Annotated in this window: 24 protein-coding genes and 1 pseudogene; 8 read left to right on the plus strand and 17 right to left on the minus strand. The window is 64.9% G+C overall.

All coding sequences use genetic code 11. The features are described from left to right. Positions 1-5: 5 nt before the first annotated feature. Together ACG873_RS16165 and ACG873_RS16170 are read right to left on the minus strand one after the other, a co-directional pair. Complete coding sequence (locus tag ACG873_RS16165) at positions 6-3,356, minus strand: DUF2126 domain-containing protein (RefSeq protein ID WP_394893030.1); 3,351 nt, start codon at positions 3,354-3,356, stop codon at positions 6-8. A gap of 477 nt (positions 3,357-3,833) precedes the next feature. Then, complete coding sequence (locus ACG873_RS16170) at positions 3,834-4,358, minus strand: hypothetical protein (protein ID WP_394893031.1); 525 nt, start codon at positions 4,356-4,358, stop codon at positions 3,834-3,836. A gap of 197 nt (positions 4,359-4,555) precedes the next feature. On the opposite strand from ACG873_RS16170, the gene ACG873_RS16175 reads away from it, so the two are divergent. Next, complete coding sequence (locus tag ACG873_RS16175; RefSeq protein ID WP_394893033.1) at positions 4,556-4,909, plus strand: hypothetical protein; 354 nt, start codon at positions 4,556-4,558, stop codon at positions 4,907-4,909. A 9-nt stretch (positions 4,910-4,918) separates the two neighbouring features. On the opposite strand, the gene ACG873_RS16180 is transcribed toward ACG873_RS16175, so the two are convergent. The 12 genes and pseudogenes from ACG873_RS16180 to ACG873_RS16235 form a co-directional block, all read right to left on the minus strand. Beyond that, positions 4,919-5,317: a cupin domain-containing protein gene (locus ACG873_RS16180; protein ID WP_394893034.1), complete on the minus strand. Its 399-nt coding sequence runs from the start codon at positions 5,315-5,317 to the stop codon at positions 4,919-4,921. Positions 5,318-5,468: 151 nt separating this feature from the next. After that, on the minus strand, positions 5,469-5,696 hold the full coding sequence (locus ACG873_RS16185; protein WP_394893036.1) for a hypothetical protein: 228 nt from the start codon (positions 5,694-5,696) through the stop codon (positions 5,469-5,471). 103 nt (positions 5,697-5,799) lie between these two features. Then, positions 5,800-6,801, minus strand: coding sequence for a N(2)-acetyl-L-2,4-diaminobutanoate deacetylase DoeB (gene doeB, locus ACG873_RS16190; protein ID WP_394893037.1), 1,002 nt, complete (start codon positions 6,799-6,801; stop codon positions 5,800-5,802). 3 nt (positions 6,802-6,804) lie between these two features. Next, the gene (gene doeA / locus ACG873_RS16195) at positions 6,805-7,986 is read right to left on the minus strand and encodes an ectoine hydrolase DoeA (RefSeq protein ID WP_394893038.1); all 1,182 of its coding nucleotides are present in this window, start codon (positions 7,984-7,986) and stop codon (positions 6,805-6,807) included. Between the two features lie 40 nt (positions 7,987-8,026). Then, positions 8,027-9,019: an ectoine utilization protein EutC gene (eutC, locus tag ACG873_RS16200; RefSeq protein WP_394893040.1), complete on the minus strand. Its 993-nt coding sequence runs from the start codon at positions 9,017-9,019 to the stop codon at positions 8,027-8,029. Beyond that, positions 9,016-10,014 (minus strand): hydroxyectoine utilization dehydratase EutB, encoded by a 999-nt coding sequence (gene eutB / locus ACG873_RS16205; protein ID WP_394893041.1) that lies wholly within the window; start codon positions 10,012-10,014, stop codon positions 9,016-9,018. Before eutB ends, eutC begins: the two co-directional genes overlap by 4 nt. A 7-nt stretch (positions 10,015-10,021) precedes the next feature. Beyond that, positions 10,022-10,801 carry an ectoine utilization protein EutA gene (gene eutA / locus ACG873_RS16210; RefSeq protein ID WP_394893545.1) on the minus strand — a complete coding sequence of 260 codons (780 nt, stop codon included), beginning with the start codon at positions 10,799-10,801 and terminating at the stop codon, positions 10,022-10,024. Between the two features lie 21 nt (positions 10,802-10,822). Then, positions 10,823-11,482, minus strand: a complete 660-nt coding sequence (gene ehuD, locus ACG873_RS16215) for an ectoine/hydroxyectoine ABC transporter permease subunit EhuD (protein WP_394893042.1) — start codon at positions 11,480-11,482, stop codon at positions 10,823-10,825. Next, positions 11,482-12,141 (minus strand): ectoine/hydroxyectoine ABC transporter permease subunit EhuC, encoded by a 660-nt coding sequence (gene ehuC / locus ACG873_RS16220; protein ID WP_394893043.1) that lies wholly within the window; start codon positions 12,139-12,141, stop codon positions 11,482-11,484. Before ehuC ends, ehuD begins: the two co-directional genes overlap by 1 nt. Positions 12,142-12,303: 162 nt before the next feature. After that, on the minus strand, positions 12,304-13,164 hold the full coding sequence (gene ehuB, locus ACG873_RS16225; protein ID WP_394893045.1) for an ectoine/hydroxyectoine ABC transporter substrate-binding protein EhuB: 861 nt from the start codon (positions 13,162-13,164) through the stop codon (positions 12,304-12,306). Positions 13,165-13,229: 65 nt separating this feature from the next. Then, positions 13,230-14,014, minus strand: a pseudogene (gene ehuA / locus ACG873_RS16230) (ectoine/hydroxyectoine ABC transporter ATP-binding protein EhuA). Positions 14,015-14,097: 83 nt separating this feature from the next. Beyond that, positions 14,098-14,604: an Lrp/AsnC family transcriptional regulator gene (locus ACG873_RS16235; protein WP_394893547.1), complete on the minus strand. Its 507-nt coding sequence runs from the start codon at positions 14,602-14,604 to the stop codon at positions 14,098-14,100. 82 nt (positions 14,605-14,686) lie between these two features. Here ACG873_RS16235 and ACG873_RS16240 point away from each other — a divergent pair, with 82 nt between their 5' ends. The 7 genes from ACG873_RS16240 to ACG873_RS16270 all read left to right on the plus strand — a co-directional run bounded on the left by ACG873_RS16240 (position 14,687) and on the right by ACG873_RS16270 (position 22,611). Next, positions 14,687-16,072: a PLP-dependent aminotransferase family protein gene (locus tag ACG873_RS16240; RefSeq protein WP_394893046.1), complete on the plus strand. Its 1,386-nt coding sequence runs from the start codon at positions 14,687-14,689 to the stop codon at positions 16,070-16,072. Between the two features lie 201 nt (positions 16,073-16,273). Beyond that, positions 16,274-16,516, plus strand: coding sequence for a type II toxin-antitoxin system Phd/YefM family antitoxin (locus ACG873_RS16245; RefSeq protein ID WP_394893048.1), 243 nt, complete (start codon positions 16,274-16,276; stop codon positions 16,514-16,516). Next, positions 16,513-16,935 carry a type II toxin-antitoxin system VapC family toxin gene (locus tag ACG873_RS16250; RefSeq protein WP_394893049.1) on the plus strand — a complete coding sequence of 141 codons (423 nt, stop codon included), beginning with the start codon at positions 16,513-16,515 and terminating at the stop codon, positions 16,933-16,935. The genes ACG873_RS16245 and ACG873_RS16250 overlap by 4 nt, the downstream gene beginning before the upstream one ends. A gap of 123 nt (positions 16,936-17,058) precedes the next feature. Further along, on the plus strand, positions 17,059-18,552 hold the full coding sequence (locus ACG873_RS16255; RefSeq protein WP_394893051.1) for an NAD-dependent succinate-semialdehyde dehydrogenase: 1,494 nt from the start codon (positions 17,059-17,061) through the stop codon (positions 18,550-18,552). Between the two features lie 429 nt (positions 18,553-18,981). Continuing rightward, positions 18,982-19,911, plus strand: coding sequence for an IS110 family transposase (locus ACG873_RS16260; RefSeq protein ID WP_394886544.1), 930 nt, complete (start codon positions 18,982-18,984; stop codon positions 19,909-19,911). Positions 19,912-20,041: 130 nt separating this feature from the next. After that, positions 20,042-21,421 (plus strand): aspartate aminotransferase family protein, encoded by a 1,380-nt coding sequence (locus ACG873_RS16265; RefSeq protein ID WP_394893052.1) that lies wholly within the window; start codon positions 20,042-20,044, stop codon positions 21,419-21,421. 101 nt (positions 21,422-21,522) lie between these two features. Beyond that, on the plus strand, positions 21,523-22,611 hold the full coding sequence (locus tag ACG873_RS16270) for an alcohol dehydrogenase family protein (RefSeq protein WP_394893053.1): 1,089 nt from the start codon (positions 21,523-21,525) through the stop codon (positions 22,609-22,611). 7 nt (positions 22,612-22,618) lie between these two features. Here the strand turns inward: ACG873_RS16270 and ACG873_RS16275 are convergent, their stop codons facing one another. The 3 genes from ACG873_RS16275 to ACG873_RS16285 are packed head-to-tail and all read right to left on the minus strand — an operon-like array spanning position 22,619 to position 26,132. Then, positions 22,619-23,596: an ABC transporter permease gene (locus tag ACG873_RS16275; RefSeq protein WP_394893054.1), complete on the minus strand. Its 978-nt coding sequence runs from the start codon at positions 23,594-23,596 to the stop codon at positions 22,619-22,621. Next, a complete protein-coding gene (locus ACG873_RS16280; protein WP_394893056.1) occupies positions 23,593-24,573 on the minus strand; it encodes an ABC transporter permease in 981 nt (326 codons plus the stop codon). Before ACG873_RS16280 ends, ACG873_RS16275 begins: the two co-directional genes overlap by 4 nt. After that, the gene (locus ACG873_RS16285) at positions 24,570-26,132 is read right to left on the minus strand and encodes a sugar ABC transporter ATP-binding protein (protein ID WP_394893057.1); all 1,563 of its coding nucleotides are present in this window, start codon (positions 26,130-26,132) and stop codon (positions 24,570-24,572) included. The genes ACG873_RS16280 and ACG873_RS16285 overlap by 4 nt, the downstream gene beginning before the upstream one ends. Positions 26,133-26,235: the final 103 nt, after the last annotated feature.

Genomic DNA, 26,235 nt, shown 5'->3' on the forward strand with positions numbered 1-26,235 from the left:
GCCAATCACAATCGCGGCGGACGCCTGAGGTCAAGCGTCAGGGGAAATTCGTCCGACGGTTCTTCCGACTGGACCTCGAAGGTTGAGGGCGTGTGGCCGCGCGGCTCGAAACGCGCCAGCCGCCGCGCCTCTGCCTCGTTGGCGTTGACCGGAAAAGTCTCGTAGTTGCGCCCGCCGGGATGGGCGACGTGATAGACGCAGCCGCCGACGGAGCGGCCGGACCAGCGGTCGTAGATGTCGAAAACGAGCGGCGTGTTGACAGGCAGCGCCGGATGCATGCCCGAGGACGGCTGCCACGCCTTGTAGCGCACGCCGGCTACCGCGATCTCGCGATTGTCGGTCGCCTTCATCGGCACGACGCGGCCGTTGCAGAGGATGGCGTGGCGCTCGGGATTTAGGCCTTCGGCCTTCACCTGCAGCCGCTCGATTGAGGAATCGACGAAGCGCACCGTGCCGCCGACCGCGCCCTGCTCGCCCATCACATGCCATGGCTCCAGCGCCTGGCGGAGTTCGAGCTTGACGCCGGAGTATTGGATCTCGCCGCAGAACGGGAAGCGGAATTCGAGCTGCGCGTCGAACCATTCCGGGCGGAAGGCAAATCCGTGCTGCGCAAGATCGTCGAGCACACCGAGGAAATCGCACCAGACATAGTGCGGCAGCATGAAGCGGTCGTGCAGCGCCGTGCCCCAGCGGGTGAAACGGCCGTCGAGCGGGTTCTTCCACAGCCGCGCGATGATGGCACGGACCAGAAGCTGCTGGGCGAGGCTCATGCGCGCATTGGGCGGCATCTCGAAGCCGCGGAACTCGACGAGCCCCAGCCGCCCGGTCGGCCCATCGGGCGAAAACAGCTTGTCGATGCAGATCTCGGAGCGGTGGGTGTTGCCGGTGACGTCGGTCAGGAGATTGCGGAACAGCCGGTCGACCAGCCAGGGCAGCGGCGGATTGTTTTGGTCAGGATGCGGCACCTGCGCCAAGGCGATTTCGAGTTCGTAAAGCGAGTCGTGGCGTGCCTCGTCGAAGCGCGGCGCCTGGCTGGTCGGGCCGATGAACAGGCCGGAAAACAGGTAGGACAGCGCCGGATGGCGCTGCCAATGCAGCACCAGGCTTTTCAGGAGATCGGGACGGCGCAGGAACGGGCTGTCGTTGGGCGTCGCGCCTCCGACAACGACATGGTTGCCGCCGCCTGTGCCGGTGTGGCGGCCGTCGATCATGAATTTTTCGGCGCCGAGCCGGGTCTGGCGCGCTTCCTCGTAGATCGCGGTGGTGGTGGCGACACAGTCCCGCCAGCTCGACGCCGGATGGATGTTGACCTCGATGACGCCCGGATCTGGCGCGACGCGGATGACGTTGAGGCGCGGGTCGTGCGGCGGTCCGTAGCCCTCGATATGGACCGGCAGCCCGGTCTTCCTCGCCGCATTCTCGGCCGCCGCGACCAGGTCAAGATAATCCTCCAGCGCCTCGGTGGGGGGCATGAAGACGCAAAGCCTGCCGTCGCGCGGCTCGACGCTGACCGCCGTGCGCACCGCGCCACCGATCTCGCCTAGCTCCTGCTCGACACGGTCCTGCTGGCCGGTGACGGCGGTGAAGGATGCGGCCGCCTGGCGGCGCGCCATTTCGTCCGCGCCGGCCGCTTCGGCAGGAGACGGGTCGGCCTGGCGCGTAGGCAACGGGCCGCGCGGCACCGATGGATCGACCGGCACGATGAAAGGAAACTGCGACGGCGGCACATAGGGCAGCGTGCCGAGCGGCAGGCGGTAGCCGACCGGGGAATCGCCCGGCACGAGAAAAAGCCGGCCGCGCCGGGTCTCCCACTTTTCCGAACGCCAGCGATGGCCTGCAGCTTGCGCGTTCCAGCGCTGTACCGGAAGCACATAGCCGGACGGCTGCGTCAGCCCGCGCTCGAAAACGCGCGCCATGCGGCTGCGCTCCTCCGGATCGTCAAGCTTCGAGTTGGACGGGTCGACGTTTTCCGGCAGCTTGCCTTCCTTGAGCAGCCACTCGGCCGGATCCTCATAGGCCTCGGCGACCATGCCCGGCTCGATGCCGAGTTCGCCGGCGATGGCTGTGAGCAGTGTCTCCGCGTCCTTCGCGGTGGTCTTGGCATCGCTCTTTTCGGCGGCGATCAGTGACGGATCGCTCCACACCGGTTCGCCGTCGGCGCGCCAGAACAGCGAAAAGGTCCAGCGCGGCAGGGATTCGCCCGGATACCACTTGCCCTGCCCGTAATGGAGAAAGCCGCCCGGCGCGAATTTTTCGCGCAGGCGGCGGATCAGGAGATCGGCCTTTTCGCGTTTGGCCGGTCCGACCGCGGCGGTGTTCCACTCCTCGGATTCGAAGTCGTCGATCGAGACGAAGGTCGGCTCGCCGCCCATGGTGAGCCTGACATCCTGCGCCTGAAGCACGGCGTCGACCTCCCCGCCGAGCGCGTCGAGCGCCTGCCAGGAAGCGTCGGAAAACGGCTTGGTGATGCGCGGATGCTCGGCGACGCGGTCGACGCGCATGTCGAACTTGAAATCGACATTGGCAAAGCTAGCCATGCCGGAAATGGGCGCCGCGTTGCCGAAATGCGGCGTCGCGGCCAGCGGCACGTGGCTTTCGCCGGTCAGCAGCCCGGATGTCGGGTCAAGTCCGATCCAGCCGGCGCCCGGAATATAGACCTCGCACCATGCGTGGAGGTCGGTGAAATCCTGCGTGGTGCCGGCGGGACCGTCGAGCGCGACCAGGTCGGGCTTGAGCTGGATCAGGTAGCCCGAGACGAAGCGGGCGGCGATACCGAGATTGCGCAACGCCTGCACCAGGAGCCAGCTTGAATCGCGGCATGAGCCCCTGGCCAGCGCCAGCGTTTCTTCCGGCGTCTGCACGCCGGTTTCGAGGCGCACGATATAGGCGACCTCGCGCTGGATCTGGGCGTTCAGCGCGACGATGAAGTTCACCGTATTGGTATGCGACCGGTCGATCGTCTTTAAGAATGCAGAAAGCAGCGGCCCGGCCGGCTCCGGCGTGCGATAGATCGCCAGATCGTCGCGGATGTCTTCGGGATAGTCGAAGGGAAAGCTTTCAGCCGACGGTTCGACGAAGAAGTCGAACGGGTTGTAGACAGTCATGTCGGCGACGAGGTCGACCTCGATCTTCAGCTCCGTCACCGGCTCCGGAAAGACGAAGCGGGCCAGGAAATTGCCGTAGGGATCCTGCTGGAGATTGGCGAAATGCTCGGCCGGACCGACTTTCAGCGAGTGGCTGAGCACCTTGGTGCGGGAATGCGGCGCCGGCCGCAGCCGGATCACCTGTGGCCCTAGAACGACCGGCCGGTCATAGACGTAGTGGGTCAGGTGATAGACGGCTGCCAGAATTGCCATGTGTGCCGGGGGCCTCACCTCTTTATTGGTAAGCCACCTTTTCACACTTCGTCCGGGGCCGCCAAGGACTTATTGCACTGCGAAGAGGGCGGGCGCGGTGGATGGCGCGGTACGACAGGCTACTTCGTATGGGAGGTTCTGCTTCAGAAGGAGGATGTCCAATCCTTTCCTTGCTCCGTTCCCGATGTCTTATCGTTCCGGCATGGATTCCCGACACTCTCCGCTCGTTCCTCGCTCACGAGGTCGGGAATGACGAATTGCATTAGTGGCTTCACCAAACACCAACGTTGGCGATTTGCAGAAGCGCTCAGGAAGCCGTCATTCCCGACCTCGTGAGCGAGGAACGAGCGGGAGAGTGTCGGGAATCCATGCCGGAACGAGGAAACTCTAAGGAACAGGGCAGAATAGTCGCCGTTCAACTGCCGTTGTGGCCGGCATCCTGACGCCGCTTTCCCTCGCACCTCACTCATGGAGAGGCTACTCGTCCTTCTCCGGCTTGTCGCTGTCGCCTTCTTGAGCCTTTTCCTCGGCCTGCTTTGCCCTTTCCTCGGCCTGGCGGCGCAGCACCTCATCGGTTCCGACGATCGTCGTCTTGGTGGCGATGGTGGTCGAAACGACGGAGACCGGGTCGCTGGCGGGGAATGTGTCCTGCAACCCTTCATCGAGCTGTTCTTCGAGCGTCTCGCGATCCTCGGCCCGGCCCTCCGTCTTCCGCCCCATTTCCTCGGCATGGCGCTTCCGCTCCTCGGCCTGGCGGCGAAGCACCTCGTCGGTGCCGACGATCTTCTTGGCCTTGTCGGTGCCGACGACCTTCCTGGCTTTCGAGGCGATGGTGGTCGAAACCACGGAAACCGGGTCGCTGGCCGGGAAGGTATCTTTAAGCCCTTCCCTCAATTGCTCCTCGAGAGTGGCGCGGTCCTCGGCGCGGCCTTCGGTCCGCCGTGGCTTCTCCTCGCAATCGTCGCGGGTGGGGCTTGTCCTGTGTTCGCGCGCGTCTGACATGACTTGCTCCATCGCTAAGGGCATGATCCCGAATGTTTCTGGACGAGACCATGCGGCCCAATAGAAAATCCATCCCGGTTCCGCCAGAACGGACTCGGCCTTAAGTTCACAGAAACGAATGTCCGCCGATAACGTTCCGCTTTGCCGTGTTAGATGCAACAATGGCCTCGAGGGGCGCAATTCGGCTGGTGAGTGCAATGGCTTCAGCATTTCGTTACGTGGTGATCATGCTTGCCGCGATGCCAGTGTCCGGTTGCTCGTCGCTTCCGGCCGCGATCGAGGCCGAGGTCGTGCGCTCCACCGTCTATGACGAGGTTCCCTGCGCAAGCCTGAAGGCGGAACGCGACGCGCTGGTCGGCCGATATGGCGATCCGGCAAAGGAACCCGACAAGCGGCAGCCCGGCGAACCCATCACGCCGACTGGTATGAGCGTCATCACGCCCGATTTCCGCTCGGCGGCCGAAAAGGAGCGCGGCCTCGCTTGGGGCAAAATCAAGGCGATGACGTCCTCGCTCGAGCGGCGGCAATGCGAGGAGCCGGCCGGAAATTAGAGCGTCACTTTAGGCCGCCGAATACTGCTCGTCGCTGACGTGCTCCATCCATTCGACGGCGACGCCATCCAGCGCCTCCTGCATGGCGATATGCGTCATCGAATTGGCCGGCCCGGCGCCGTGCCAGTGTTTTTCGCCCGGCTCAAACCACACCGAATCGCCGGCGCGGATGTCGAGGACCGGCCCGCCCCAACTCTGCACCCTGCCGAAACCGGAGACGACATAGAGCGTCTGGCCAAGCGGATGCGTGTGCCAGGCCGTGCGGGCGCCGGGCTCGAAGCTCACCACCAGCGCCCGGATGCGCGCCGGCGCGTCGGCCTCGACGATCGGCTCCTGCCACACCGTCCCGGTGAACCATTTGTCCGGCGCGCGGCGTGACGGCACGGAACCGCAAGGTGTGATTTTCATAGGTTTTTTCTCCAAAAGCCGGCAGAGGTGTGCTGCCTAACAATAGAGCGGCTGTCGGCGGGAGGGAAATGCCTGTCACTGGAAATGGGCAGGTGTCGCCGAATTCTCTTTTCTCCCTTTGAGGGAAAGCAAGAATCCGGCGCTGCTTTCCCTAATGAAGCTCGTCGACCTGATCTTTCCGCCTAATGATCTGGCCCGCCTTGTCGACCGCGGGCTCGACGCTGTTGCTGCGCGGACCCGGCTCCACGTCGCCAGAAATCTCGGGATCCTGCACTTCGGAGACGCGGCTGCGAGTCGTCGAGTCGCGATCGTCGCGGCGCTTTGCCGGCTCGCCGTCCGGCGGCGGCGGCTGCTTCTTCCTGGGCGGCATATCGATCATGGCGTTTCCCTTTCGAACGGATCGGAAGAAAAACGCCGCGCCGGAGGATGAGTTGCACGATTCGGTTTTCCCCTCCCGTTGAAGGGGGAGGGGAAAAACCGCCCTACCCCTCCACCAACGCAAGCACGGCGGCGCAGTCGCCGGCCTTGACCAGGCCCGGAAAATGCCGCGCGGTGAGCACACCAGCCATTTTGGCGCGAATTTCCTGCGGCGCCCCCCCCGTGCGCCCGACCGGGTGGATGCGCGCAACGACCGTGCCTTTCTCGACACTTTCGCCAAGATCGACCACCGTCTCGATCATCCCATCATCTTCGGCGAACGAAAAACAATCGCCCGACGGCATGTCGAGCCAGCGCGTCGGCTGGGTCTCAACGGCGCCCGACACAATACCGGCATGGCGCAGCACATTGAGCGTGCCGCGCCGGGCGATCCGCACGGTTTCCGCGCGCGAGGTGCCGCCGCCGCCGAGTTCGGTGGTGACGAACACCTTGCCCATTTCCTCGGCTGCCGTGTCGTACATGCCGACGGTGTCGATCTCGATCATCCGCATCGAATAGGGCGCGGAGAACGCCGCGACCGCGGCGAATGCCTTCCGCTCCTGCTCCTTGTCGGGCAGCACATGGGCCGCGCAGAACGGCAGGAAGTCGAGCGTCTTGCCGCCCGAATGGAAGTCCAGCACTATGTCTGCACGGGGCAAGAGATGCCGCTGGAAATAGTCGGCGATCTTTTCGGTCACCGTGCCATCCGGGCGGCCCGGAAAGCTGCGGTTCATGTTGCCCTTGTCGATCGGCGAGGTGCGCGTGCCGGCGCGGAAGGCCGGATAATTCATCGCCGGCACGATGATGACCGTGCCTGAGACATCCTTCGGGTCGAGCGTGCGCGCCAGATCGTAGAGCGCCAGAGGCCCCTCATATTCGTCGCCATGATTGCCGCCGGTGAGCAGCGCAGTCGGCCCCTCGCCGTTCCGGATCACGCAGATGGGGATCATCACTGATCCCCACGCGGAATCGTCGCGGCTGTAGGGCAGCCGGAGGAATCCGTGCTGGACGCCTTCCGCGTCGAAATCGACGGTCGGGGTTATGGGGGAGGGACGCAGGTTTGGCATGGCTCAGTTCTTCACGAAAAGCTGGCGCGGGACATTGGCCAGGCACTCGACGCCGGTTTCGGTGATGACGATGCTCTCGGTGATTTCCAGTCCCATCGTTTCCAGCCAAAGGCCGGTCATGAAGTGGAAGGTCATGCCGGGCTTCAACTCGGTGCGGTCGCCGGGGCGCAGGCTCATCGTGCGCTCGCCCCAGTCCGGCGGATAGGAAATACCGATCGGATAGCCGGTGCGGTTGTCCTTGACGATGCCGTATTTCTTCAGCACCGCGAAGAAGGCGTTGGCGATGTCCTCGCAGGCATTGCCGGGTTTGGCCGCCGCCAGGCCCGCTTCCATGCCCTCCAGCGTCGCCTTCTCGGCGTCGAGGAATTCTTGCGTCGGCTTGCCGAGGAAGACCGTGCGCGAGAGCGGGCAGTGATAGCGATTGTAGCAGCCGGCGATCTCGAAAAAGGTGCCCTCCCCGCTCTTCATCGGCCGGTCGTCCCAGGTCAGATGCGGCGCGGAGGCGTCGGCGCCTGACGGCAGCAGCGGCACGATCGCCGGATAGTCGCCGCCGATGCCGTCGACGCCGCGCGTGCCGGCGTCATAGATCTCAGCGACGAGATCGCATTTGCGCATGCCAACTTCGATCTTGTCGACGATGCGCTGGTGCATGGATTCGACGATCCGCGCCGCCTTGCGCATATAGTCGAGCTCGGTCGGGCTCTTCACCGCGCGCTGCCAGTTGACCAACGCGGTCGTGTCGACAAACCGTGCATTGGGCAAATGCTTCGTCAGCGAGGCGAAGGCAGCGGCGGAGAAATAATAATTGTCCATCTCGACGCCGATTTTTTTCGCCCCCCAACCCCGATCCGTCAGCACCTGCGACAGGTAATCCATCGGATGGCGCTCGGTCGATTGGACGTAGTGATCGGCGTAGCCGATGATGTTGTTGTAGTCGAGATAGGCGGTGCGCTTGGCGCCGTTGGCGTCCTGGCCGCGGCCGAACCAGACCGGTTCGCCATCCGGCGGCACGATGACCGCCTGGTGGACATAAAACGACCAGCCGTCATAGCCGGTCAGCCAGGCCATGTTGGACGGGTCGGTGACGATCAGGAGATCGACGCCCTTGGCGTCCATCGCGCGCCGCGTCTTGGCGAGGCGATCCGCATATTCGCCGCGCGAAAACTTCAAATTGGGTCCGTTCATTTTCTTGAAAATCCTCGTTTGTTGGGCCTTGCGGCCGGTATCAGCTTTCGAAAATCGTGCCGGCGCTCGCCGCCCGCGCCCTGTCGCGCGCCAGCGTGGCGATTGCCGTATCCTGCACCCCGGTTCCGGTAAGGTCGGCGAGCGTGATCTGGATGGGTGAACTCCGTCCGGCACGCAGGCCGGCGACGACCTGCCCGAGTTCGGCAAACTCCGCCTCGGCCGCGACCAGCCCCGCCTTGATGGCGTGATGCAATTCGCCGAGCCGCCTTGTCTGCCTGAGGCTGTCGGCGACGTAGAGGCCGGCCTTCGCCACCAGCGCCGGCTCGATCTCGTTCTTGTGCTCGGCATCCGAGCCCATCGCCGTGACATGCTGGCCGGGCGAGAGCCATTCGGCTTTCAGGATCGGCCTCTCCGACGGGGTCGTGGTGACGATGACGTCGGCACCCTTGACGGCCTTCGCCGGATCGCTTTCAGCCCGAACCATGATGCCCAGCCGCTCACGCAACGCGGCGGCTGCAGCCTCGGCCTTGACCATGTCGCGCGCCCAGATACGAGCCTCGCGGATCGGCCGGACGAGCGTGAGCGCCTCTAGCTGCAGGCCGGCCTGCACGCCCCCGCCGAAAATGGCGGCCACGCTTGCATCCTCGCGCGATAGGTGCTTCGCCGCGACGGCGCCCGCGGCGGCCGTACGCACGTCGGTCAGGTAGCCATTGTCGAGCAGCAGCGCCTCGACCAATCCGGTGCGCGACGAAAGCAGCACCATCATGCCGTTGACGCTCGGCAGACCGAGCTTCGGATTGTCGAAGAAGCCGGGGCTGATTTTTATCGCAAAGCCGTCAATGCCCGGCACATAGGCGGTCTTGACATCGACCTCGCCGCGATGCTCGGGAATATCGAGCCTGAGGATCGGCGGCATGGCGACCGGCAGTGTCGCCAAAGCGCGAAAGGCATTCTCGACGCAGGCGACCGCATCGAGGTCCAGCCGCACGATCCCGCGCAATTCGGCTTCGGTCAGGATGGTCATGCGGCTCATGCGGAAATTCCCCCCAGAGGATCCGGCTCGCCGCAGATCACCCGGCGATGCAGCGTCATGTCGATGTTGCGGCCCGAAAGGAAGATCACGATCGGCCCCTTCGCGATGATTTTGCCGGCGAGCAGCGCAGCGATGCCGACTGCCCCTGCACCTTCGACGATCTCGCGTTCCTCGGCATAAGCATGCGCTATGCCGGCGGCAATCTCGTCCTCCGAGACGAGCACGATACCGTCGAGAAGGTTTCGGATCATGGAAAATGTCAGGCGGTTTTCGAGGCCGATGCCGCCGCCGAGAGAATCCGCCAGCGTCGGCATTTCCTCGACCAGCACCGGCTTTCCGGCGGCGAGGCTGGCCTGCATGGCGGCGCCGCGCTCCATCGAGATGCCGATTACTTTTACGGACGGCTTTCGCCCCTTGATGGCAGCAGCGACGCCGGCTGCGAGCCCCCCGCCCGAAACCGGCGCCACCACCATCGCGGCGTCCGGCACATCGTCGAGCATTTCCAGCCCGACGGTGCCCTGACCCGCGATAACCGCCGCATGGTCGAAGGGCGGCACCATTGTGAGCCCTTCTTCCGCAACCAGCCGGTCGACTTCCTCCTGCGCATCGTCCTGGGATTTCCCGACGATGCGGATGTCGGCGCCGAGCCGGCGGATTTCCGAAACCTTGTTCTCCGGCACCAGCCGCGACATGCAGATGACCGCGCGAATGCCTTCGAGTTTTGCCGCATGCGCCAGCGCCCGCCCGTGATTGCCGGTCGAGGCGGCGACCACGCCCCGGCGTCTGTCGTCAGCGGTAAGCGAGGCGATGGCGTTGGACGCACCGCGCAGCTTGAAGCTGCCGGTGGTCTGGCGGTGTTCGAGTTTCAGGTGAACCGGCACGCCCAACCGCTCGGAAAGATTCGGTGAAAGCACGGTCGGCGTGCGCACGATCTTGCCGGCGATGCGCTCGCGCGCCGCCTGGATGTCGGAGAGTGTGACGGTTTGGTTGGTCATGACGAAATCAGCCTCGCGCTATCGGCATGGTCATCAGCCGCCCGAACTCCGGCCGCGGTGTGTTATCCCCGCAGAGGCGAAGGCATGACCATGCGCTCGCCAGATTGCTGGAGACAAGTGGCCGGCCGATCGCCTTCTCGATGTCGATAGCAGCGAGTGCGGCGCGCACCGCCGTGCAGGAAATGAACAGCGCGTCGGCATCATTGGACGTCGCGCCGCGTGCAAGTTCGACGAGCGCTGCCGGCGAAATCCGCGCCATGTCGCGATCGTCGTCGAGACCCAGCGCGGTGAAGCTGGCTATGTCGAAACCGTGGCCGGTGAAATAGTCCGCCATCGGCCGGCTCGTCTCGACTGTATAGGGCGTGAGCACGCTGATCCGCCGCGCGCCGAGCGCTTTCAAGCCGCGCACGCCGGCCAGCGGTGGCGTCACAACGGAAACGCCGGGTTTCGCCGCCTGGATCGCCGCCTCGATCTCGGCGTCGCCGATGACGACTGAGGCGGAGGTACAGGAATAGCAGATCGCGTCCAGTTCCTCGCCGGGCAGGATGAGCGCCGCGGCTTCGGTCAGCGACGGCTGCATGGCGCGCAGATTGTCCGGCGTCACCGGATTGGCGAAGGGAATCCGAGCGACATAGACGCCGATATTTTCGCTCGCAACCATGCGCTGGAAATCCGGCTCCGTCGTATGATCCGTTGCAAGGATGATCAGCCCGACGCGCTTCTTCAGCGGCCGCGCGTCCAGGGCGGGACGCACCGGATGCAGGCGGATTTCGACGGGTGACTTCATGTGAGCGGACATGGTTCTGTTCTAGCGCTCGATCCGGCCGTAGCGGCGCTCAAGCCAGCGCAGCGCGATCACCGAGAACAGGCTGATGACAAGGAAGAACACGCCGACCAGCGTTATCGGTTCGATATAACGATAGCTGGAATTGGCCACGCTTTTCGCCTGGTTCATCAGTTCGAGTACGGTGATGGCCGAAAGCAGCGGCGTTTCCTTGAACATGGCAATGAAATAGTTGGCCAGCGCCGGAATCATCGGCGGCAGCGCCTGCGGCAGGATAATGCGCGTCCATGTCTGCGTCGAACTGAGATTGCAGGCTTTCGCCGCCTCCCACTGGCCGCGCGGCACGTTCTCAATGCCGGCGCGGTATACCTCCGCCGTGTAGGTTCCATAGTGCAGGCCAAGGCCGATCACCCCGGCCACCAGCGGCGAGAGCAGGATGCCGATGTCGGGCAGCACGAAGAAGATGAAATAGAGCTGAACCAGCAGCGGGGTGCCGCGGATGAATTCGGCGAGAAAGCCGACGGTGCGCGACAAAAGCCGGTTCGGCGAGCGCCGCGCCAGCGCAATTCCCAGCCCGACGATTGCCGCCAGCACCGAACCGAGCAGCGTTGCCAGGATGGTGATCTTCACGCCGTCGACAAGCGTCGGGAAAATCTCGCGAACAAAATTCCAGTCCCATTCCATCAGACGCGCACTCCGTCGAGGCCGCGCGCCATGCGGCGCTCAAGTCCGCGCACACCCCATGAGATGACGCAGGCCATGGCGAAATAGAGGAGCAGGATGGTCGTAAACGGCACCAGCGTGTTTCCGGTCTGGGCGCGCACCACCTGCGCCTGGAAAGTCATGTCGGTGAGCGAGATCAGCGACACCACGGCGGTCGCCTTCAAGAGCTCGATCGCATTGTTTCCGAAGGTCGGCAGCATCACCAGGAGCGCCTGCGGCAGGATGATGTGGCGCATGCATTGCCAGCGGCCGAGATTGAGCGCGGTGCATGCCTCGTACTGCTCGCGGCCGACCGACTTGATCGCACCGCGCACCACTTCCGCGCCATAGGCGCCAACATTGAGCCCCAGCGCCAGAATGCCGGCCTGCAGCGGCGTCAGCGAGATGCCGAAAAAGGGCAGCACGAAATAGGCCCAGAAAAGCTGCACGAAAATCGAGGTGCCGCGGAAGAATTCGATATAGGCGGTGGCCAGCGCGCGCACCGCGAAGAAGCGCGACAGCCGGCCAAGCCCGGCCAGGAACGCCATGACCAGCGCCAGCGCCGATCCCATAAGCGTGAGCTGGATGGTGACCAGCGCGCCGTCGAGAATCAGTCCTATGTAGCCGGACCAGTTGATCATGGAGGGATTCTATCGTTTCCTGAATTAAGGTGAGCGCTGCCCCTCACCTGCCTGCCGGCATCCTCTCCCCGTAAGAACAGGGAGAGGAGAGACGGCCGCAACGCTGGCGAACCCCCTCTCCCCGTCCTTCACGGGGAGAGGGTAAGGGTGAGGGGCGATCTGCTACTGCGCCGCGCAGAGCTTTTCGCGCGTGGTCGACATCGCCGCCGCGGCCGAGAAGCCGTAGGGCTCGATGATCTTGGCGAACTCACCCGATTCCTTCAGCTTGGCGAGCTCCACGTCGTAGGCGTCGCGCAGCGCCTCGTCGCCCTTCCTGAAGGCGGCGCCGTCGCAATAGACGGGAGCGCCCTCGACCGGTGCGACCACTTCGAGGTTCGGGTCGTTGGCCTTGCCGGCAAGGTCATTGATCGACAGGACCGGCAGCGAATAGGCGTCGATGCGGCCGTCCTGCAGCATCTTCAGCCCGCTCTGGCCGTCCGGCACCACGATCACCCGCTCGCGCGGCACGCCGGCTTCGAGCGCCAGCTTTTCCTCGGTGCCGCCGCCTGGCGCGCCGATCGTGCCGGTCGGGTCCTTGGCGATGTCGGCAAAGCTCTTGAAGCCCTTCGGATTGCCCTTCTTGAGCAGGAAGGCTTCGGCATCGCACAGCACCGGCTCGGAATAGGCGACGGCGGCGCAGCGCTCCGGCTTCATGAACAGGCCGGCGGTGACGACATCGTGGCGTCCGGCCTGCAGGCCGGGGATCATCGCGCCGTATTCGGAAATCGAGGCGACGATTTCGGGAACGCCGAGCTTCTGGAAAATCACGCGCGCCACGTCAGGAGCAGCGCCCGAGACCTTGCCGTCGGCGCCGACCGCGGTGAAGGGCGGTTCGTTGGCGATGGCCACGCGGGCAAAACCCTGCGCCTTCAGTTCTTCGAGCTTGTTTTCGTCGGCAACGCTCGACCCGGACGCGACGAATGCCGCCAGAACGGCCGCGGCCGCTACGCCGGCAGCGCCGGCCAGAATTGCTATTTTTTTCACTGTTCCCAACTCCATGGTTTTCTTTTGTGGTTCACTGCTTGCGGCTTTTTCGCCGCCCATTGCGGTCAGACCCGATGTCCGGCCGCGATGATCTTTTTCAGGAAGGCCTGCGTGCGCTCCTGCTTCGGATGCCTGAATATGTCGTCGGGCTTGCCCTCCTCGACGATCCTGCCCCGGTCGAAGAACAGGATTCGGTCGGCAAAATCATGGGCGAAGTCCATCTCGTGGGTGACGAGCAGCATGGTCATGTCGGTTTCGGCGGCGAGCTTGCGCATAACATTCAGCACCTCCTCGACCAGTTCCGGGTCGAGCGCCGAGGTCACCTCGTCGAACAGCATGATCTTGGGCGAGAGCGCCAGGGCGCGGGCGATGGCGACGCGCTGCTTTTGCCCCCGGAAAGCTGCGCCGGCATGGCCTTTGCCTTGTCGGCCATTCCGACCATGTCGAGGAGTTCCATCGCCCGCTTCTCGGCCGCGGCGCGCGGCATGCCCTTGGTCAGCATCGGCGCCAGCGTGACGTTGTCGAGCACGCATTTGTGCGGAAACAGGTTGAAGAGCTGGAAGACCATGCCGATCTTCTGGCGCATCCTGGTCAGATGGCGCTCGTCCGCCGGCCGCAACCGGCCGTCGCGCTCCATGTGATAGAGCTGTTCGCCGTCAACCTGGATGTGCCCGTCGTCGATCCTTTCCAGCGTCATGAGGATGCGCAGGATGGTTGTCTTGCCGGATCCGGACGGGCCGATCAGCGCCAGCTTCTCACCGGGCATCACTTCCATCGACAGCCCGTCCAGCACCTTGAAAGAGCCGAAGCTCTTGGAAATGTTATCTATTTTGATGATAGGCGCGGGCATGTGTTTCCCCGACGGAGGGCCGATAGCCTCGACGATGGGGAAGTTACAAAATCATGTCAATTGCGAAAATAAAATCATGACAATTATTTAGCGAAGCCATCCCGATCCTGCCCAATCAACTCCGCCACCGGCAGCGCCGTGTCTTCCTTCACCGTCTTGGTGACGATGTAGGTGAAATAGCGGTCGATGCCGATCTCGCGCTCGAGCAGGCCGTCGACCAGCCGCTGATAGGCGTCGATGTCGCGCGCCATGACCTTCAGCACGTAATCGACGCCGCCGCCGACCGACCAGCAGGCGACGATCTCCGGGATGTCGCGGATGACGCGCTCGAAACGGTCGAAATCGGCCTGCCTGTGCGCGCCGAGCGTCACTTCCATGAGCACGGTGGCGACCGGCGCGATCTGGCGCATGGCGATCCTGGCGTGGTAGCCGGCGACGATGCCGGCCTTTTCCAGCTTTCTCAGCCGCATCCAGCACGGCGTCGGCGACAGGCCGACGCGCTGGGCCAGCGCCAGTTTGGTGATGCGCCCGTCGCGCTGGATGGCGTCGAGGATGCGCAGGTCGATCGGGTCGAGCTTCATGCCGGACATGGACGGGAGAATTGTCATGCGCCAAGCATGATCCCGCATTTTTTCGATTGTCAATTGCACTGATTCTGATCTCTTATGAGTCATGACATTGTGGCGCCCCGATCCGGACCTCATCAGACGCCCCGCCTATCTCTCGCTGGCCGAGCAGATCGCGCGGGCGATCCATGAAGGGCGGCTGCAAAGCGGCGCGCGGCTGCCGACGCATCGGGGCATGGCCGACGATCTGAGGCTGTCGGTGCAGACGGTCAGCCGCGCCTATGAGGAACTGATCCGGCGCGGGCTGATCTCGGGCGAGATCGGCCGCGGCAGCTTCGTGCAGACCCGCCGCCGCGAGCCGGACCCGCCCTACCTGCCGGAGCGGCTGGGCGAGGTCATCGACCTGTCGATCCTGAAGCCGGTATGCGAGCCGATGCATCTCGACAGGATGAAACGCGCGCTGGGCTGGCTGGCGGAAAACCTGCCTGCGAGTTCGGCCCTGTCGTTCCGGCCGAATGTCGTGTTCCCCCGCCATCGGGCGGTGGCTGTGGAGTGGTTGAAGGCCTGCGGCCTCGACGTTTCGCCGCAGAATGTAAGCCTTACCAACGGCGCCACGGCGGGCATGACCGTGGCGCTGATGAGCGTCGCGCCGCCCGGCTCCACGGTGGCGACCGAGGCGATTGGCCACCACACGCTGATCCCGCTGGCCACCTATCTCGGCTTCAACCTTGAAGGGCTGGCGATCGACGACCAGGGCATGATCCCCGAAGCGCTCGACGCGGCCTGCCGGGAATCGCCGATCCGCGCGGTTTTCGTGCAGCCTTCGGTGATCAATCCGACCGCGACCCTGATGAGCGCCGAGCGGCGCGAGGCTATCGCGGCGGTGGCGCGCACGCACGATCTGGCGATCATCGAAAACGACGTGCTCGGCCCGCTGGTCGAGAACAGGCCGCCGCCGGTGGCGGCTTTTGCGCCGGAGCGCACGCTCTACGTCACCAGCTTCACCAAGATCGTGGTGCCGGGGTTGCGCATCGGCTATCTCGCCGCGCCCGACCGCTACGTCGCGGCGGTCGCCAACCGCCATCTCGTCTCCAACTGGATGGCGACGCCGATGGTTGCCGAGATCGCCACCAAATGGGTGGCCGACGGCACCGCCATGGAACTCGTCGAATGGCAGCGGGCCGCACTGGGCCGGCGCCACGACATCGCCGCCGAAGTGCTCGCCGACCTGCCCTATCGCGCGCACCGCAACGGCCTGCATGTCTGGCTGCCGCTGAGCGGCGAGCGCTCGGAGGAAGGGTTCGTGGCGCAGGCGAGGCTGCAGGGTGTGGCGATCGCGCCGGGCGCCTCGTTCAGGATTTCGCAGGACGAATGGCGGCCGGCGGTGCGCATCTCGCTCGGCTCGACCACGGAAGACGAGCTTCGCGCGGGCCTCGGCGTGGTGTCGAAGCTGCTTCTCGGCGACCCGGAACTGCTTCTGCTGGCGATCTGAACCAGCCCACCATGGTGTGGATGGAATCGAGCGCTCCGCAGAAGTTGAAACGGATTTTCTCCTGCGATCTCAGGACAATTCATCGTGCGGAATTTGTTCACAATGCCCTTCGTCCTGCACTCTCAGGCCGAAATAGCTGAAATTTGCGCTCCCTTGCGGCATATGCGATAAGTGACCAACTAAGTGGTCAGGAGTAGTGTCATGACGACGATCAGCCTCGCCGAGGCAAAGGCCAAGCTCAGCGAACTCGTCGAACGTGCGGCGGCCGGTGAGACGGTAGAGATCACCAAGCGCGGGAAGCCGGTGGCTCAGATCGTGCCGGTGAAGAAGAAATTGAAACCAATCGATTTCGAGGCGCTGAGGAAGATTGCCGACTCGATACCTTACCAAGAGGAATCGGCCGGCGACTTCATGCGCCGGTTGCGTGATGATGCGCGCTATTGACCCTCTACCTCGACACCTCCCTCCTGATTGCCATCTTCACTCATGAGAGTGCATCGGAAAGATCCCGTGCGTGGCTGCGTGAGCGTGAACACGAGCCCAAAGAAATTAGCTGGTGGGTTGAGACAGAGGCCGCCGCGGCCCTGTCGATGAAAATCAGAACCCGTCAAATCGACCCCGCACAGCGTTCTCTGTTGGCGGCGGGGATCAGGCAACTCGTTTCAAGCTCATTGACCGTCCTCGACGTGAGACATGATCACTTTTTAGCCGCAGCACGTTTGGCCGACGGTGCTAGAGGTCTTCGTGCTGGCGACGCCCTGCATCTCGCCATAGCGGCGGAACGCGGTTCCGTGCTCTGCACGCTGGATAAAGATTTGGCCGAGGCTGGCGTCGAACTGGGAATCGCAACCGAACTCGTCTGAGCATCCCATTAGATGGTCTCTTTTCCCGACGCCTAAGAGAGAGTCTCTCTCCCGTCGGAACTTTAATCAGCCACTCTCTCGTTCTCGTGCGTCTATGCTTCCCGGCAACGAGGAGGCCCTTCCATGTCCGCGCATTTCGCACGACCGCACCGCCACGACGCGCTCGACCGGCTTTCCGACCGAAGACTGCTGCGCGAACTCGCCTATGTCGACGGACACTGGACGGCGAGCGAGGCCGGCCGCACCTTCGAAGTGCGCGATCCCGCGACCGGCGATGCCGTCGCCTGGGTGGCGGCGCTCGACGCCGGGCAGACCACGGCTGCGGTGGATGCGGCGGCCAAGGCTTTTCCGAAATGGAAGGCGCTGCTGCCGCAGCAGCGCTCGGCCATATTGCGAAAATGGTTCGAGCTGATTGTCGCCGCCAAGGAAGATCTGGCGCTGCTGATGACGCTGGAACAGGGCAAGCCGCTGGCGGAATCGTGCGGCGAGATCGATTACGCCGCCTCCTTCATCGAATGGTATGCCGAGGAAGCGAAACGGCTGAACGCCGAGAGCGTAACCAGCCACCTCCCCGGGGCGGAAATGATGGTGCGGCGCGAGCCGCTTGGCGTCGTCGGCGTGGTAACGCCGTGGAATTTTCCTTCCGCCATGCTGACCCGCAAAGCCGCCGCCGCACTCGCCGCCGGCTGCACCATCGTCGCCCATCCCTCCTCCGAAACGCCGCTGTCGGCGCTGGCGCTGGCCGAACTCGGCGAGCGCGCCGGCCTGCCGGCGGGCGTGTTCAACATCGTCACCGGCGACGCCGCGACCATCGTCGGCAGGATGTGCGAGGACGCCCGCGTTCGCGCCCTCTCCTTTACCGGCTCGACCGAGATCGGCCGGCTGATCGCAGCGCAATGCGCGCCGACCATGAAGCGGCTGGTGATGGAGCTCGGCGGGCATGCGCCGCTGATCGTCTTCGACGATGCCGACCTCGACCGCGCGGTGAAGATCGCCATCGACGCGAAGTTCGCCACCTCCGGCCAGGATTGCCTTGCCGCGAACCGCATCTACGTGCAGCGTGGCATCTATGATGCTTTCTGCGAGGCCTATGCCGAGCGCATTGCCATGCTGAAGGTCGGACACGGTCTCATGGAAGATGCCGACATCGGCCCGCTGATGCACGAGCGCGCCGTGGTCAAGGTCGAGGAGCAGGTCGCAGACGCCATCGAGCGCGGCGCCCGGCTCGTCACCGGTGGCAAGCGGCATCCGGCCGGAAAACTGTTCTTCCAGCCGACGCTGATCGCCGATGTCGGCGACGACGCGCTGATCATGCGCGAGGAGACGTTCGGCCCGGTCGCGGCGGTGACGCCTTTCGACACGGAGGCGGAGGTCGTCGCCCGCGCCAACGACACCGAATACGGCCTCGTCGCCTACGTCGTGACCGAGAACGGCGCGCGCCAGTTGCGCATGGGCCGCGCGCTGGACTACGGCATGGTTGCGATCAACCGCGTGAAGATCACCGGCGCGCCGATCCCGTTCGGCGGCGTGAAGCAGTCGGGCATCGGCCGGGAAGGCTCGCGGCATGGCTTGGAGGCATTTACGGACTTGAAGTATTTGTGCCTGGACGTGGCATGATTCAGGTGGTCTCTACGGATTCATTCCTGCCAGGTCCGTACTGTAGCCGCCGTTCTGAGTGGACTTTGATGTCTTCTGCGTTCCGGCATGGATTCCCGACACTCTCCGCTCGTTCCTCGCTCACGAGGTCGGGAATGACGAATGCACTAATGGTTCCGCTAACCGTCGGCGGTGACGATTTGCGGAAACGCTTGTGAAGTCCGTCATTCCCGACCTCGTGAGCGAGGAACGAGCGGAGAGTGTCGGGAATCCTGTGTGTTTGTTTTGGCGTATGGTGAGCGCGGGAAGGAGGCCGTGGGAATCCTGGTCGTCGGGTTTTGCCCGACAGGCCGCGGCATGGCTCGGCTCCCCTCCCGCTTCGAAACCATCAACCTGAACAGTTGCACGAGGCTGCTGCACAGACCTCGCACCACAGGAAGAGGCACGGTGATGATACAGCATAACTACATCGGTTGCGACATCTGCAAGGACATGCTCGACGTGTTCGATCCGTCCAGCCGCAGCTTCCGGCGGCTCGCCAACCGGGCCGGGCCGATCGAGGCTTTCGCGGCCGGACTTGCGCCGGGGCGCGATTTCGTCGTCTTCGAGGCGACCGGCGTCCACGACCGGCTGTTGCGCCACGCCCTGGCCGAGGCCGGCATCGCCAGCACCAGGCGCAACCCCGTCCAGACCCGCCGCTTCGCCGAGGCCGGCGGGCTTCTGGCTAAGACCGACAAGCTCGACGCCCGCATGCTGTCCGACTACGGCCGCCGCTTCACCCCGGCGCCCGACCAGCCGCCGTGCCGCCAGCGCGAGCGCATCGCCGCCTTGGCGCGCCGCCGCGACCAGCTCGTCGAGGCCCGCGCCCGCGAGGCCAGGCATCTCGGCGAAGCCTTCGATCCCGACGTCATCGCCGACATCGAGGCGGCCGTCGCCTGCCTCGCCAAGCGCATCGCGACCATCGAGGCGGTCATCGCAAGCGCCATCGCCGAAGCCGACGCCGCCACCGCCGCCACGTTCGCCATCCTGCGCTCGGCCCCCGGCGTCGGACCCGTCACCGCGCTCACCCTCATCGCCCATTTGCCCGAGCTCGGAGGCCGTTCGCCCAAAACCATCGCCAGCCTGGCCGGGCTGGCGCCGCGCAACAACGATTCGGGAACGCGGCGCGGCCGGCGCCCCATCCGCGGCGGCCGGCCGCGCGTGCGCAAGGCGCTCTATATGGCGGCGCTCGGCGCCATCCGCGCTGCGCCGCGCTTCAAGGCCTTCTACAGCGCCATCGCCGCCCGCTCCGGCTCCAGGAAACTCGCCGTCATCGCCGCAGCCAGAAAGCTCCTCACCATCCTCAACGCCATGCAACGCGACCAGAAAGCATATGCCTGAAACACAGTTGCCATGCCTCAACGCAGAAGACAAGTGCGGGGAGGTGAAGAAGTTGCGCGCGCTCATCCGGACGCCATCCGCACAGCCCCTTAGCGACTGTCCGTCAAATCGATAATCGAAAGGAACCATCATGCTTGACCGCTCGAACGAACTTTCCGCCTGGGATCGCGACCACTTTTTCCATCCCTCGACCCATATGGGAACGCATGCGCGAGGCGAGTCTCCGACGCGGATTATTGCCGGCGGCGAAGGCGTCTATATCACCGACACCAACGGCCGCCGCAGCCTCGACGCCTTTGCCGGGCTCTATTGCGTCAATGTCGGGTACGGCCGCCAGAAGATCGCCGACGCTATCGCCGAGCAGGCGAAGAACCTCGCCTATTACCATGCCTATGTCGGGCACGGCACCGAGGCTTCGATCACGCTTTCCAAGATGATCATCGACCGCGCGCCGCAGGGCATGAGCCGCGTCTATTTCGGCTTGTCCGGCTCGGACGCCAACGAGACCAACATCAAGCTGATCTGGTACTACAACAACGTGCTCGGCCGGCCGGAGAAGAAAAAGATCATCTCGCGCTGGCGCGGCTATCATGGATCGGGCGTGATGACGGGGTCGCTCACCGGCCTCGACCTCTTCCACAACGCCTTCGACCTGCCGCGCGCGCCGATCCTGCACACGGAAGCGCCTTATTTTTTCCGCCGCGCCGACCGCTCCATGAGCGAGGAGCAGTTCTCGCAGCATTGCGCCGACAAGCTCGAAGAGATGATTTTGGCAGAAGGTCCCGAGACGGTCGCCGCCTTCATCGGCGAGCCGATCCTCGGCACCGGCGGCATCGTGCCGCCGCCCGCCGGCTACTGGGAAAAGATCCAGGCGGTGCTGAAGAAGTACGACGTGCTGCTGGTCGCCGACGAGGTCGTCACCGGTTTCGGCCGCCTCGGCACCATGTTCGGCTCCGACCATTACGGCATGAAACCGGACCTGATCACCATCGCCAAGGGCCTGACCTCGGCCTATGCGCCGCTGTCGGGTGTGATCGTCGCCGACAGGATGTGGCAGGTACTGGTGCAGGGTTCCGACAAGCTCGGCTCGCTTGGCCATGGCTGGACCTATTCGGCGCATCCGATCTGCGTGGCGGCAGGCGTCGCCAATCTGGAACTGATCGACGAGATGGACCTGGTGACGAACGCCGGCGAGACCGGCGCATATTTCCGCGCCGAACTGGCCAAGGCCGTCGGCGGCCACAAAAATGTCGGCGAGGTGCGCGGCGACGGGCTGATGGCGGCGGTAGAATTTGTTGCCGACCGCGACGACCGTGTGTTCTTCGATGCCTCGCAGAAGATCGGTCCGCAGGTGGCGGCGGCGCTCGCAGAGCGTGGCGTCATCGGCCGCGCCATGCCGCAGGGCGACATTCTGGGTTTCGCCCCGCCGCTGTGCCTGACGCGTGAGGAAGCGGATGTGGTGGTCGCCAAGACTGCGGACGCGGTGAAGACGGTGTTTGCCAGTATCTAATTCTGAATAGGTCGCGCTGCCCCTCACCCTTACCCTCTCCCCGTAAGGACGGGGAGAGGGTAAGGGTGAGGGGCAGCGCCAAGCTTGCAAGTGGAACATACATGACCTCCAATCCCCTCCCCTCCACCATGGCCGCCGTTCTCCTCACCGGGCATGGCGGGCTTGATAAGCTCGAATACCGCACTGATGTCCCCGTCCCCTCCCCAGCCCCCGGCGAGGTGCTGGTCGAGGTGACCGCCTGCGGTATGAACAACACCGATGTCTGGGTGCGCCAGGGCGCGTACGGCACGGAAGAGGACGCGGCGGCGGTCTCGACGTGGCGGCGGCAGGGCAACACGCTGACATTTCCGCGCATCCAGGGAACCGATACGGTCGGCCGGATCGTCGCGGTCGGCGAAGGCGTGCAGGAAAGCCGCATCGGCGAGCGGGTGATGGTCGATTTCTCGATCTACAATCGCGACGACGATTCGCTCGCCGACATCGATTATATGGGGCACGGCCGCGACGGCGGCTACGCCGAATACCAGACGCTCCCGGCCGAGAACGCGCATCTGGTCCGCGCCGATCTTTCCGATGTCGAGCTCGCCACTTTCTGCTGCGCCTATCTGACCGGCGAGCAGATGCTGGAGCGCGCCGGCCTGAAGGCCGGAGAGCGCGTTCTGGTGACCGGCGCTTCGGGCGGCGTCGGCTCGGGCATCGTGCAACTGGCGCGGGCGCGCGGCGCGATCCCCTATGCAATCGTCGGCCCCGGCAAGGAACAGGTGGTCAAGGACATCGGCGCTGAAGCCGTCATCACGCGCGGCGTTCCCGATCTGCTCGCGGCGGTGAACGAGGCGACGGGCGGAAAGCCCATCGACGTGGTCGCCGACCTGGTGGGCGGCGCGATGTTCAACGATCTGCTGCGCATCCTCAGGCCCGAGGGCCGCTACACGACGGCCGGCGCTATCGCCGGGCCGGTGGTGCAACTGGACCTCAGGACGATGTATCTGAAGCAGCTGCAACTGCACGGGTCGAGCCAGGGCACCCGCGCGGACTTCCGCCGCATCGTCCGCTACATCGAGGAAGGCAAGATCAGGCCCCTGGTCGGCGGCGTCTATAAGCTGTCGGACTTCCACCACGCTCAGACGGATTTCATGGCGAAGGATTTTGTTGGCAAGCTGGTCGTGGTTCCGGATAGCAAGCGGGGATAATCGGCACTCACCGGCTGGCCGGGGCGCGGCCGTAGAGCAGCAGCATGGCTATGATGACGACGCCGTAGATGATCTGGCGGCCGGCTTCGGGCATCTGCATGACCGACAGGATCGATTGCAGGAGCGTGATCAGGATGACGCCCGCCACGGTTCCGAGATAGGAGCCGCGCCCGCCGAGGATCGAGGTGCCGCCGAGCACGACGGCCGCGATCGAGGGCAGCAGGTAGGCGTCGCCCATGGATTGCGCGGCCTTCGACGCATAGCCGGCCAGCAGCACGCCGCCGAAGGCGGAAAGGCCGCCCGAAACGGCGAAGGCGATCATGACGATGCGGCGCGTGTCGACGCCGGAAAGGTAGGCGGCGCGCTCTCGATTGCCGATGGCATAGACCGCGCGGCCGAAGGTGGTGCGGGTGAGCGCGAACACCATGACCGCGCCGACGATCGCCCACACCACGACGGCGTTGGGCACGCCGGGCAAAAGGAAGCCGGTCGCGAGCCAGCGCATGCCGGCCGTGGCGGAATCCTGGGGCGAGAAGCCTCCCGTATAGACCACCATCAGCCCTTGCGCGACGGCGTTGGTGGCGAGCGTGATGATCATGGAGGGGATGCGCAGATAGGCGACGCCGATGCCGTTGACCAGGCCGATCAGGACGCCGCAGGCGACGCCGAAGGGGATTGCGAGGATCATGCCGGCCGTGCCGTGCGCGGCGGCCGCGCACGCCATCATCGCCCCGACCGCGACCACCCAGGGCACGGAAAGGTCGATCTGGCCGAGCAGGATGACCAGCATCATGCCTGTCGCGATGACGCCGAGGAACGAGGCAACCTTGAGCTGCTGCAGCAGGTATTCGGGCGACAGGAAGCTCGTCGAATAGAGGCTGCCGAAGACCAGCAGCAGGAAAATGCAGGCAAAGGCGGTCGCGACCGCAGGGTCGGCCCGGCGCAGGAAGCCGGGCATGCGGCTGGCGATGGTCGTGTCGCTCATCCGAACCACTCCAGCCGGTTCTTGACCCGGAACAGCGCGAATGCGCCGATGCTGACGGCCACCAGCAGCACCACGCCCTGGAACAACGGCTGCCAGAGCGGGTCGAAATCGAAGACGAACAAGAGGTCGCCGATGGTGCGGAAGGCGAAGGCGCCGAAGATCGCGCCGACGGCGCTGCCCTTGCCGCCGAACAGCGACACGCCGCCGAGCACGACGGCGGCGATGGAGAACAGCGTGTAGGCGTTGCCGCTCGCAAACGCCGCCTCGCCCGTATAGGTGAAGAAGGTGAGGAACAGGCCGCCGATCGAGGCGAGCAGCCCGGCGAGCGTGTAGGCGATGAATTTTGCACGCCTTATCGGGACGCCGGACATGTAGGCGGCGACCTCGGACGAGCCTGCGGCGTAGGCGGCGCGGCCGGCGACCGAGCGCCGGAACGGGATCCAGATAATCAGCACCACGGCGACCAGCGTGACCAGGCTCGCCGGCACCACGCCGAACAGGCGGCCGGTCAGCGCATCGGCCAGATCCTCGTTGACGGAGCCGCCGGGAAACGGCCGCAGCATCAGCGCGATGCCGAAATAGATGGCGCCCGTGGCGATGGTGGTGACGATCGGCTGCAGCCGTCCGTAGATCACGATCGCGCCGTTGATGGCTCCGCAGAGCACTCCGACGAGGAGCACCGCCGCGACGCCGAGGGCGGTCTCCATCGGCGTTCCGACGACGAGCCACGAGGCAAGGCAATTGGTGAGGATGAAGATCATCCCGACCGAAAGATCGATGCCGGCCGTGATGACCACAAGCGTCTGAGCCATCGCCACGAAGGCGAGCAGCACGCCCTTGTTGGAGGCGGTCTGCACCACATTGGCGGTCAGTCCGGCGGGATGGTTCGCGGTGTAGAGGATGAACATCGCGACGAAGATGCCGAATGCGAGCAGCGTGCCGCGCTGTTCGGCCGCCCAGTAGCGCCAGTCCTTCATGCGCCCGCTCCCACCGCCTTGGCCTCCGCGCCGCTCCTGATGTTGAGCGCGCTGGCGATCAGCGCCCGCTCGGTGATCTCATCGCCCGCCAGTTCGCGCTTGATCGCGCCGTCATAGAGCACCAGCACGCGGTCGCAGCAGCCGATCAGTTCGTCATAGTCGGTGGAATAGAAGATGATCGCGGCGCCGGCGTCCGCAAGTTGGCGCAGCAATTGATAAAGCTCCTGCTTGGTGCCGACATCGATGCCGCGCGTCGGGTCGTTGAGCAGGATGATGCGGGGCTTGCGCATCAGCCACTTGGCGATCACCACCTTCTGCTGGTTGCCGCCGGAGAGCGCGCCGACGGGAATATCGATCCCCGCCGTTCGGATGGCGAGCAGCCGGACCATCTCGTCGATCAGCCGCTGCTCGGCGGCGCGGTCGATGAAGCCGGCGCTGGAGACCTTGTCGAGCGCGGCGAAGGAGAGGTTCTCGCGCACCGTCATGGGCAGCATCAGGCCCTCGGTCTTGCGGTCCTCGGGTATCAGCGCCATGCCGATGCCTTTGGCGCGCGCCGCCGCTGGACTGGCGATCGACGCGGGCCGGCCGTCGACCAGTATTTCGCCCGAGACGCCGCGCAGCACGCCGAACAAAGCGAGCAGCAGCTCGCGCTGGCCCTGCCCGTCGAGCCCGCCAAGGCCGATCACCTCGCCCGCCCGGACCGACAGCGAGATGTCGCGCAGCCGGCCGTTCCAGCCGAGATTGCGGCATTCGAGAACCGGCGGACGGTTGCTGGCGACGGCCGGCGGTTTGGGCGGAAAGATGTGGCTGTATTCGCGGCCGATCATCAGTTCCACGACCTCGTTGTCGGACTTGCTGCCGGCCTTGTAGGTGGCGACGTTGCGGCCGTTGCGAAACACCGTGCACTCGTCGGCGAGTTCGGCGATCTCATGCATGCGGTGCGAGATGTAGAGAAGCGCGAGTCCCTCCGAGCGCAGGCGCTTCAGCACGGCGAACACCTTAGCCACGTCGGCCGCGGTGAGCGCCGAGGTGGCCTCGTCGAGGATCAGGATGCGCGGCTTGCGCGCCAGCGCCTTGGCGATTTCGACCATCTGTCGGCGCGAGAGCGGCAGATCCTTGACCAGCGCGCGCGGGTGGATATCGGCGGCACCCGCGCGGGCCAGCGCCTCTTCCGCGATCTTGCGCTGCGCCTTGCGGTCGATCATGCCGAATTTCTTCGGCGGGTCGGAGATGATGATGTTGTCGGCGACGCTGAGGTCGGGGATCAGCGACAGTTCCTGGAATATGCAGGCGATGCCGGCCTTGTTGGCCTCGGCCGGCGAGGCGAAGGAGACTTCGCCGCCGTCCATCGTCATGCGGCCTTCGTCGGGCGCCACGACGCCGGCCATGATCTTGATGAGCGTCGACTTGCCGGCGCCGTTCTCGCCCAGGATGGCGTGGATGCGGCCGGCATGGACGCGAAGCTCCGCCTGTTCCAGCGCCCGCACTCCGCCATAGCGTTTCGAAACGCCTTCCATCTGGAAGAGCAATGTTTCTTTCGCTGCCTTCTCAGGAAACATCGGCTCTCTCGCTCAGGTCCGAGCTAATACTGATAGGCCCGTTCCTGCCCCTCACCTGCCTGCCGGCATCCTCTCCCCGTAAGGACGGGGAGAGGAGATCTGG

The sequence above is a fragment of the Allomesorhizobium aridi genome, assembly GCF_043769475.1.
GTDB lineage: Bacteria > Pseudomonadota > Alphaproteobacteria > Rhizobiales > Rhizobiaceae > Allomesorhizobium.

What these genes read in the sequence shown, in the direction of transcription:
- ACG873_RS16165 (WP_394893030.1), bottom strand. Translation starts at nt 3,356, where the DNA reads ATGGCAATTCTGGCAGCCGTCTATCACCTGACCCACTACGTCTATGAC.
- ACG873_RS16170 (WP_394893031.1), bottom strand. Translation starts at nt 4,358, where the DNA reads ATGTCAGACGCGCGCGAACACAGGACAAGCCCCACCCGCGACGATTGC.
- ACG873_RS16175 (WP_394893033.1), top strand. Translation starts at nt 4,556, where the DNA reads ATGGCTTCAGCATTTCGTTACGTGGTGATCATGCTTGCCGCGATGCCA.
- ACG873_RS16180 (WP_394893034.1), bottom strand. Translation starts at nt 5,317, where the DNA reads ATGAAAATCACACCTTGCGGTTCCGTGCCGTCACGCCGCGCGCCGGAC.
- ACG873_RS16185 (WP_394893036.1), bottom strand. Translation starts at nt 5,696, where the DNA reads ATGATCGATATGCCGCCCAGGAAGAAGCAGCCGCCGCCGCCGGACGGC.
- doeB (WP_394893037.1), bottom strand. Translation starts at nt 6,801, where the DNA reads ATGCCAAACCTGCGTCCCTCCCCCATAACCCCGACCGTCGATTTCGAC.
- doeA (WP_394893038.1), bottom strand. Translation starts at nt 7,986, where the DNA reads ATGAACGGACCCAATTTGAAGTTTTCGCGCGGCGAATATGCGGATCGC.
- eutC (WP_394893040.1), bottom strand. Translation starts at nt 9,019, where the DNA reads ATGAGCCGCATGACCATCCTGACCGAAGCCGAATTGCGCGGGATCGTG.
- eutB (WP_394893041.1), bottom strand. Translation starts at nt 10,014, where the DNA reads ATGACCAACCAAACCGTCACACTCTCCGACATCCAGGCGGCGCGCGAG.
- eutA (WP_394893545.1), bottom strand. Translation starts at nt 10,801, where the DNA reads ATGAAGTCACCCGTCGAAATCCGCCTGCATCCGGTGCGTCCCGCCCTG.
- ehuD (WP_394893042.1), bottom strand. Translation starts at nt 11,482, where the DNA reads ATGGAATGGGACTGGAATTTTGTTCGCGAGATTTTCCCGACGCTTGTC.
- ehuC (WP_394893043.1), bottom strand. Translation starts at nt 12,141, where the DNA reads ATGATCAACTGGTCCGGCTACATAGGACTGATTCTCGACGGCGCGCTG.
- ACG873_RS16235 (WP_394893547.1), bottom strand. Translation starts at nt 14,604, where the DNA reads ATGTCCGGCATGAAGCTCGACCCGATCGACCTGCGCATCCTCGACGCC.
- ACG873_RS16240 (WP_394893046.1), top strand. Translation starts at nt 14,687, where the DNA reads ATGACATTGTGGCGCCCCGATCCGGACCTCATCAGACGCCCCGCCTAT.
- ACG873_RS16245 (WP_394893048.1), top strand. Translation starts at nt 16,274, where the DNA reads ATGACGACGATCAGCCTCGCCGAGGCAAAGGCCAAGCTCAGCGAACTC.
- ACG873_RS16255 (WP_394893051.1), top strand. Translation starts at nt 17,059, where the DNA reads ATGTCCGCGCATTTCGCACGACCGCACCGCCACGACGCGCTCGACCGG.
- ACG873_RS16260 (WP_394886544.1), top strand. Translation starts at nt 18,982, where the DNA reads ATGATACAGCATAACTACATCGGTTGCGACATCTGCAAGGACATGCTC.
- ACG873_RS16265 (WP_394893052.1), top strand. Translation starts at nt 20,042, where the DNA reads ATGCTTGACCGCTCGAACGAACTTTCCGCCTGGGATCGCGACCACTTT.
- ACG873_RS16270 (WP_394893053.1), top strand. Translation starts at nt 21,523, where the DNA reads ATGACCTCCAATCCCCTCCCCTCCACCATGGCCGCCGTTCTCCTCACC.
- ACG873_RS16275 (WP_394893054.1), bottom strand. Translation starts at nt 23,596, where the DNA reads ATGAGCGACACGACCATCGCCAGCCGCATGCCCGGCTTCCTGCGCCGG.
- ACG873_RS16280 (WP_394893056.1), bottom strand. Translation starts at nt 24,573, where the DNA reads ATGAAGGACTGGCGCTACTGGGCGGCCGAACAGCGCGGCACGCTGCTC.
- ACG873_RS16285 (WP_394893057.1), bottom strand. Translation starts at nt 26,132, where the DNA reads ATGTTTCCTGAGAAGGCAGCGAAAGAAACATTGCTCTTCCAGATGGAA.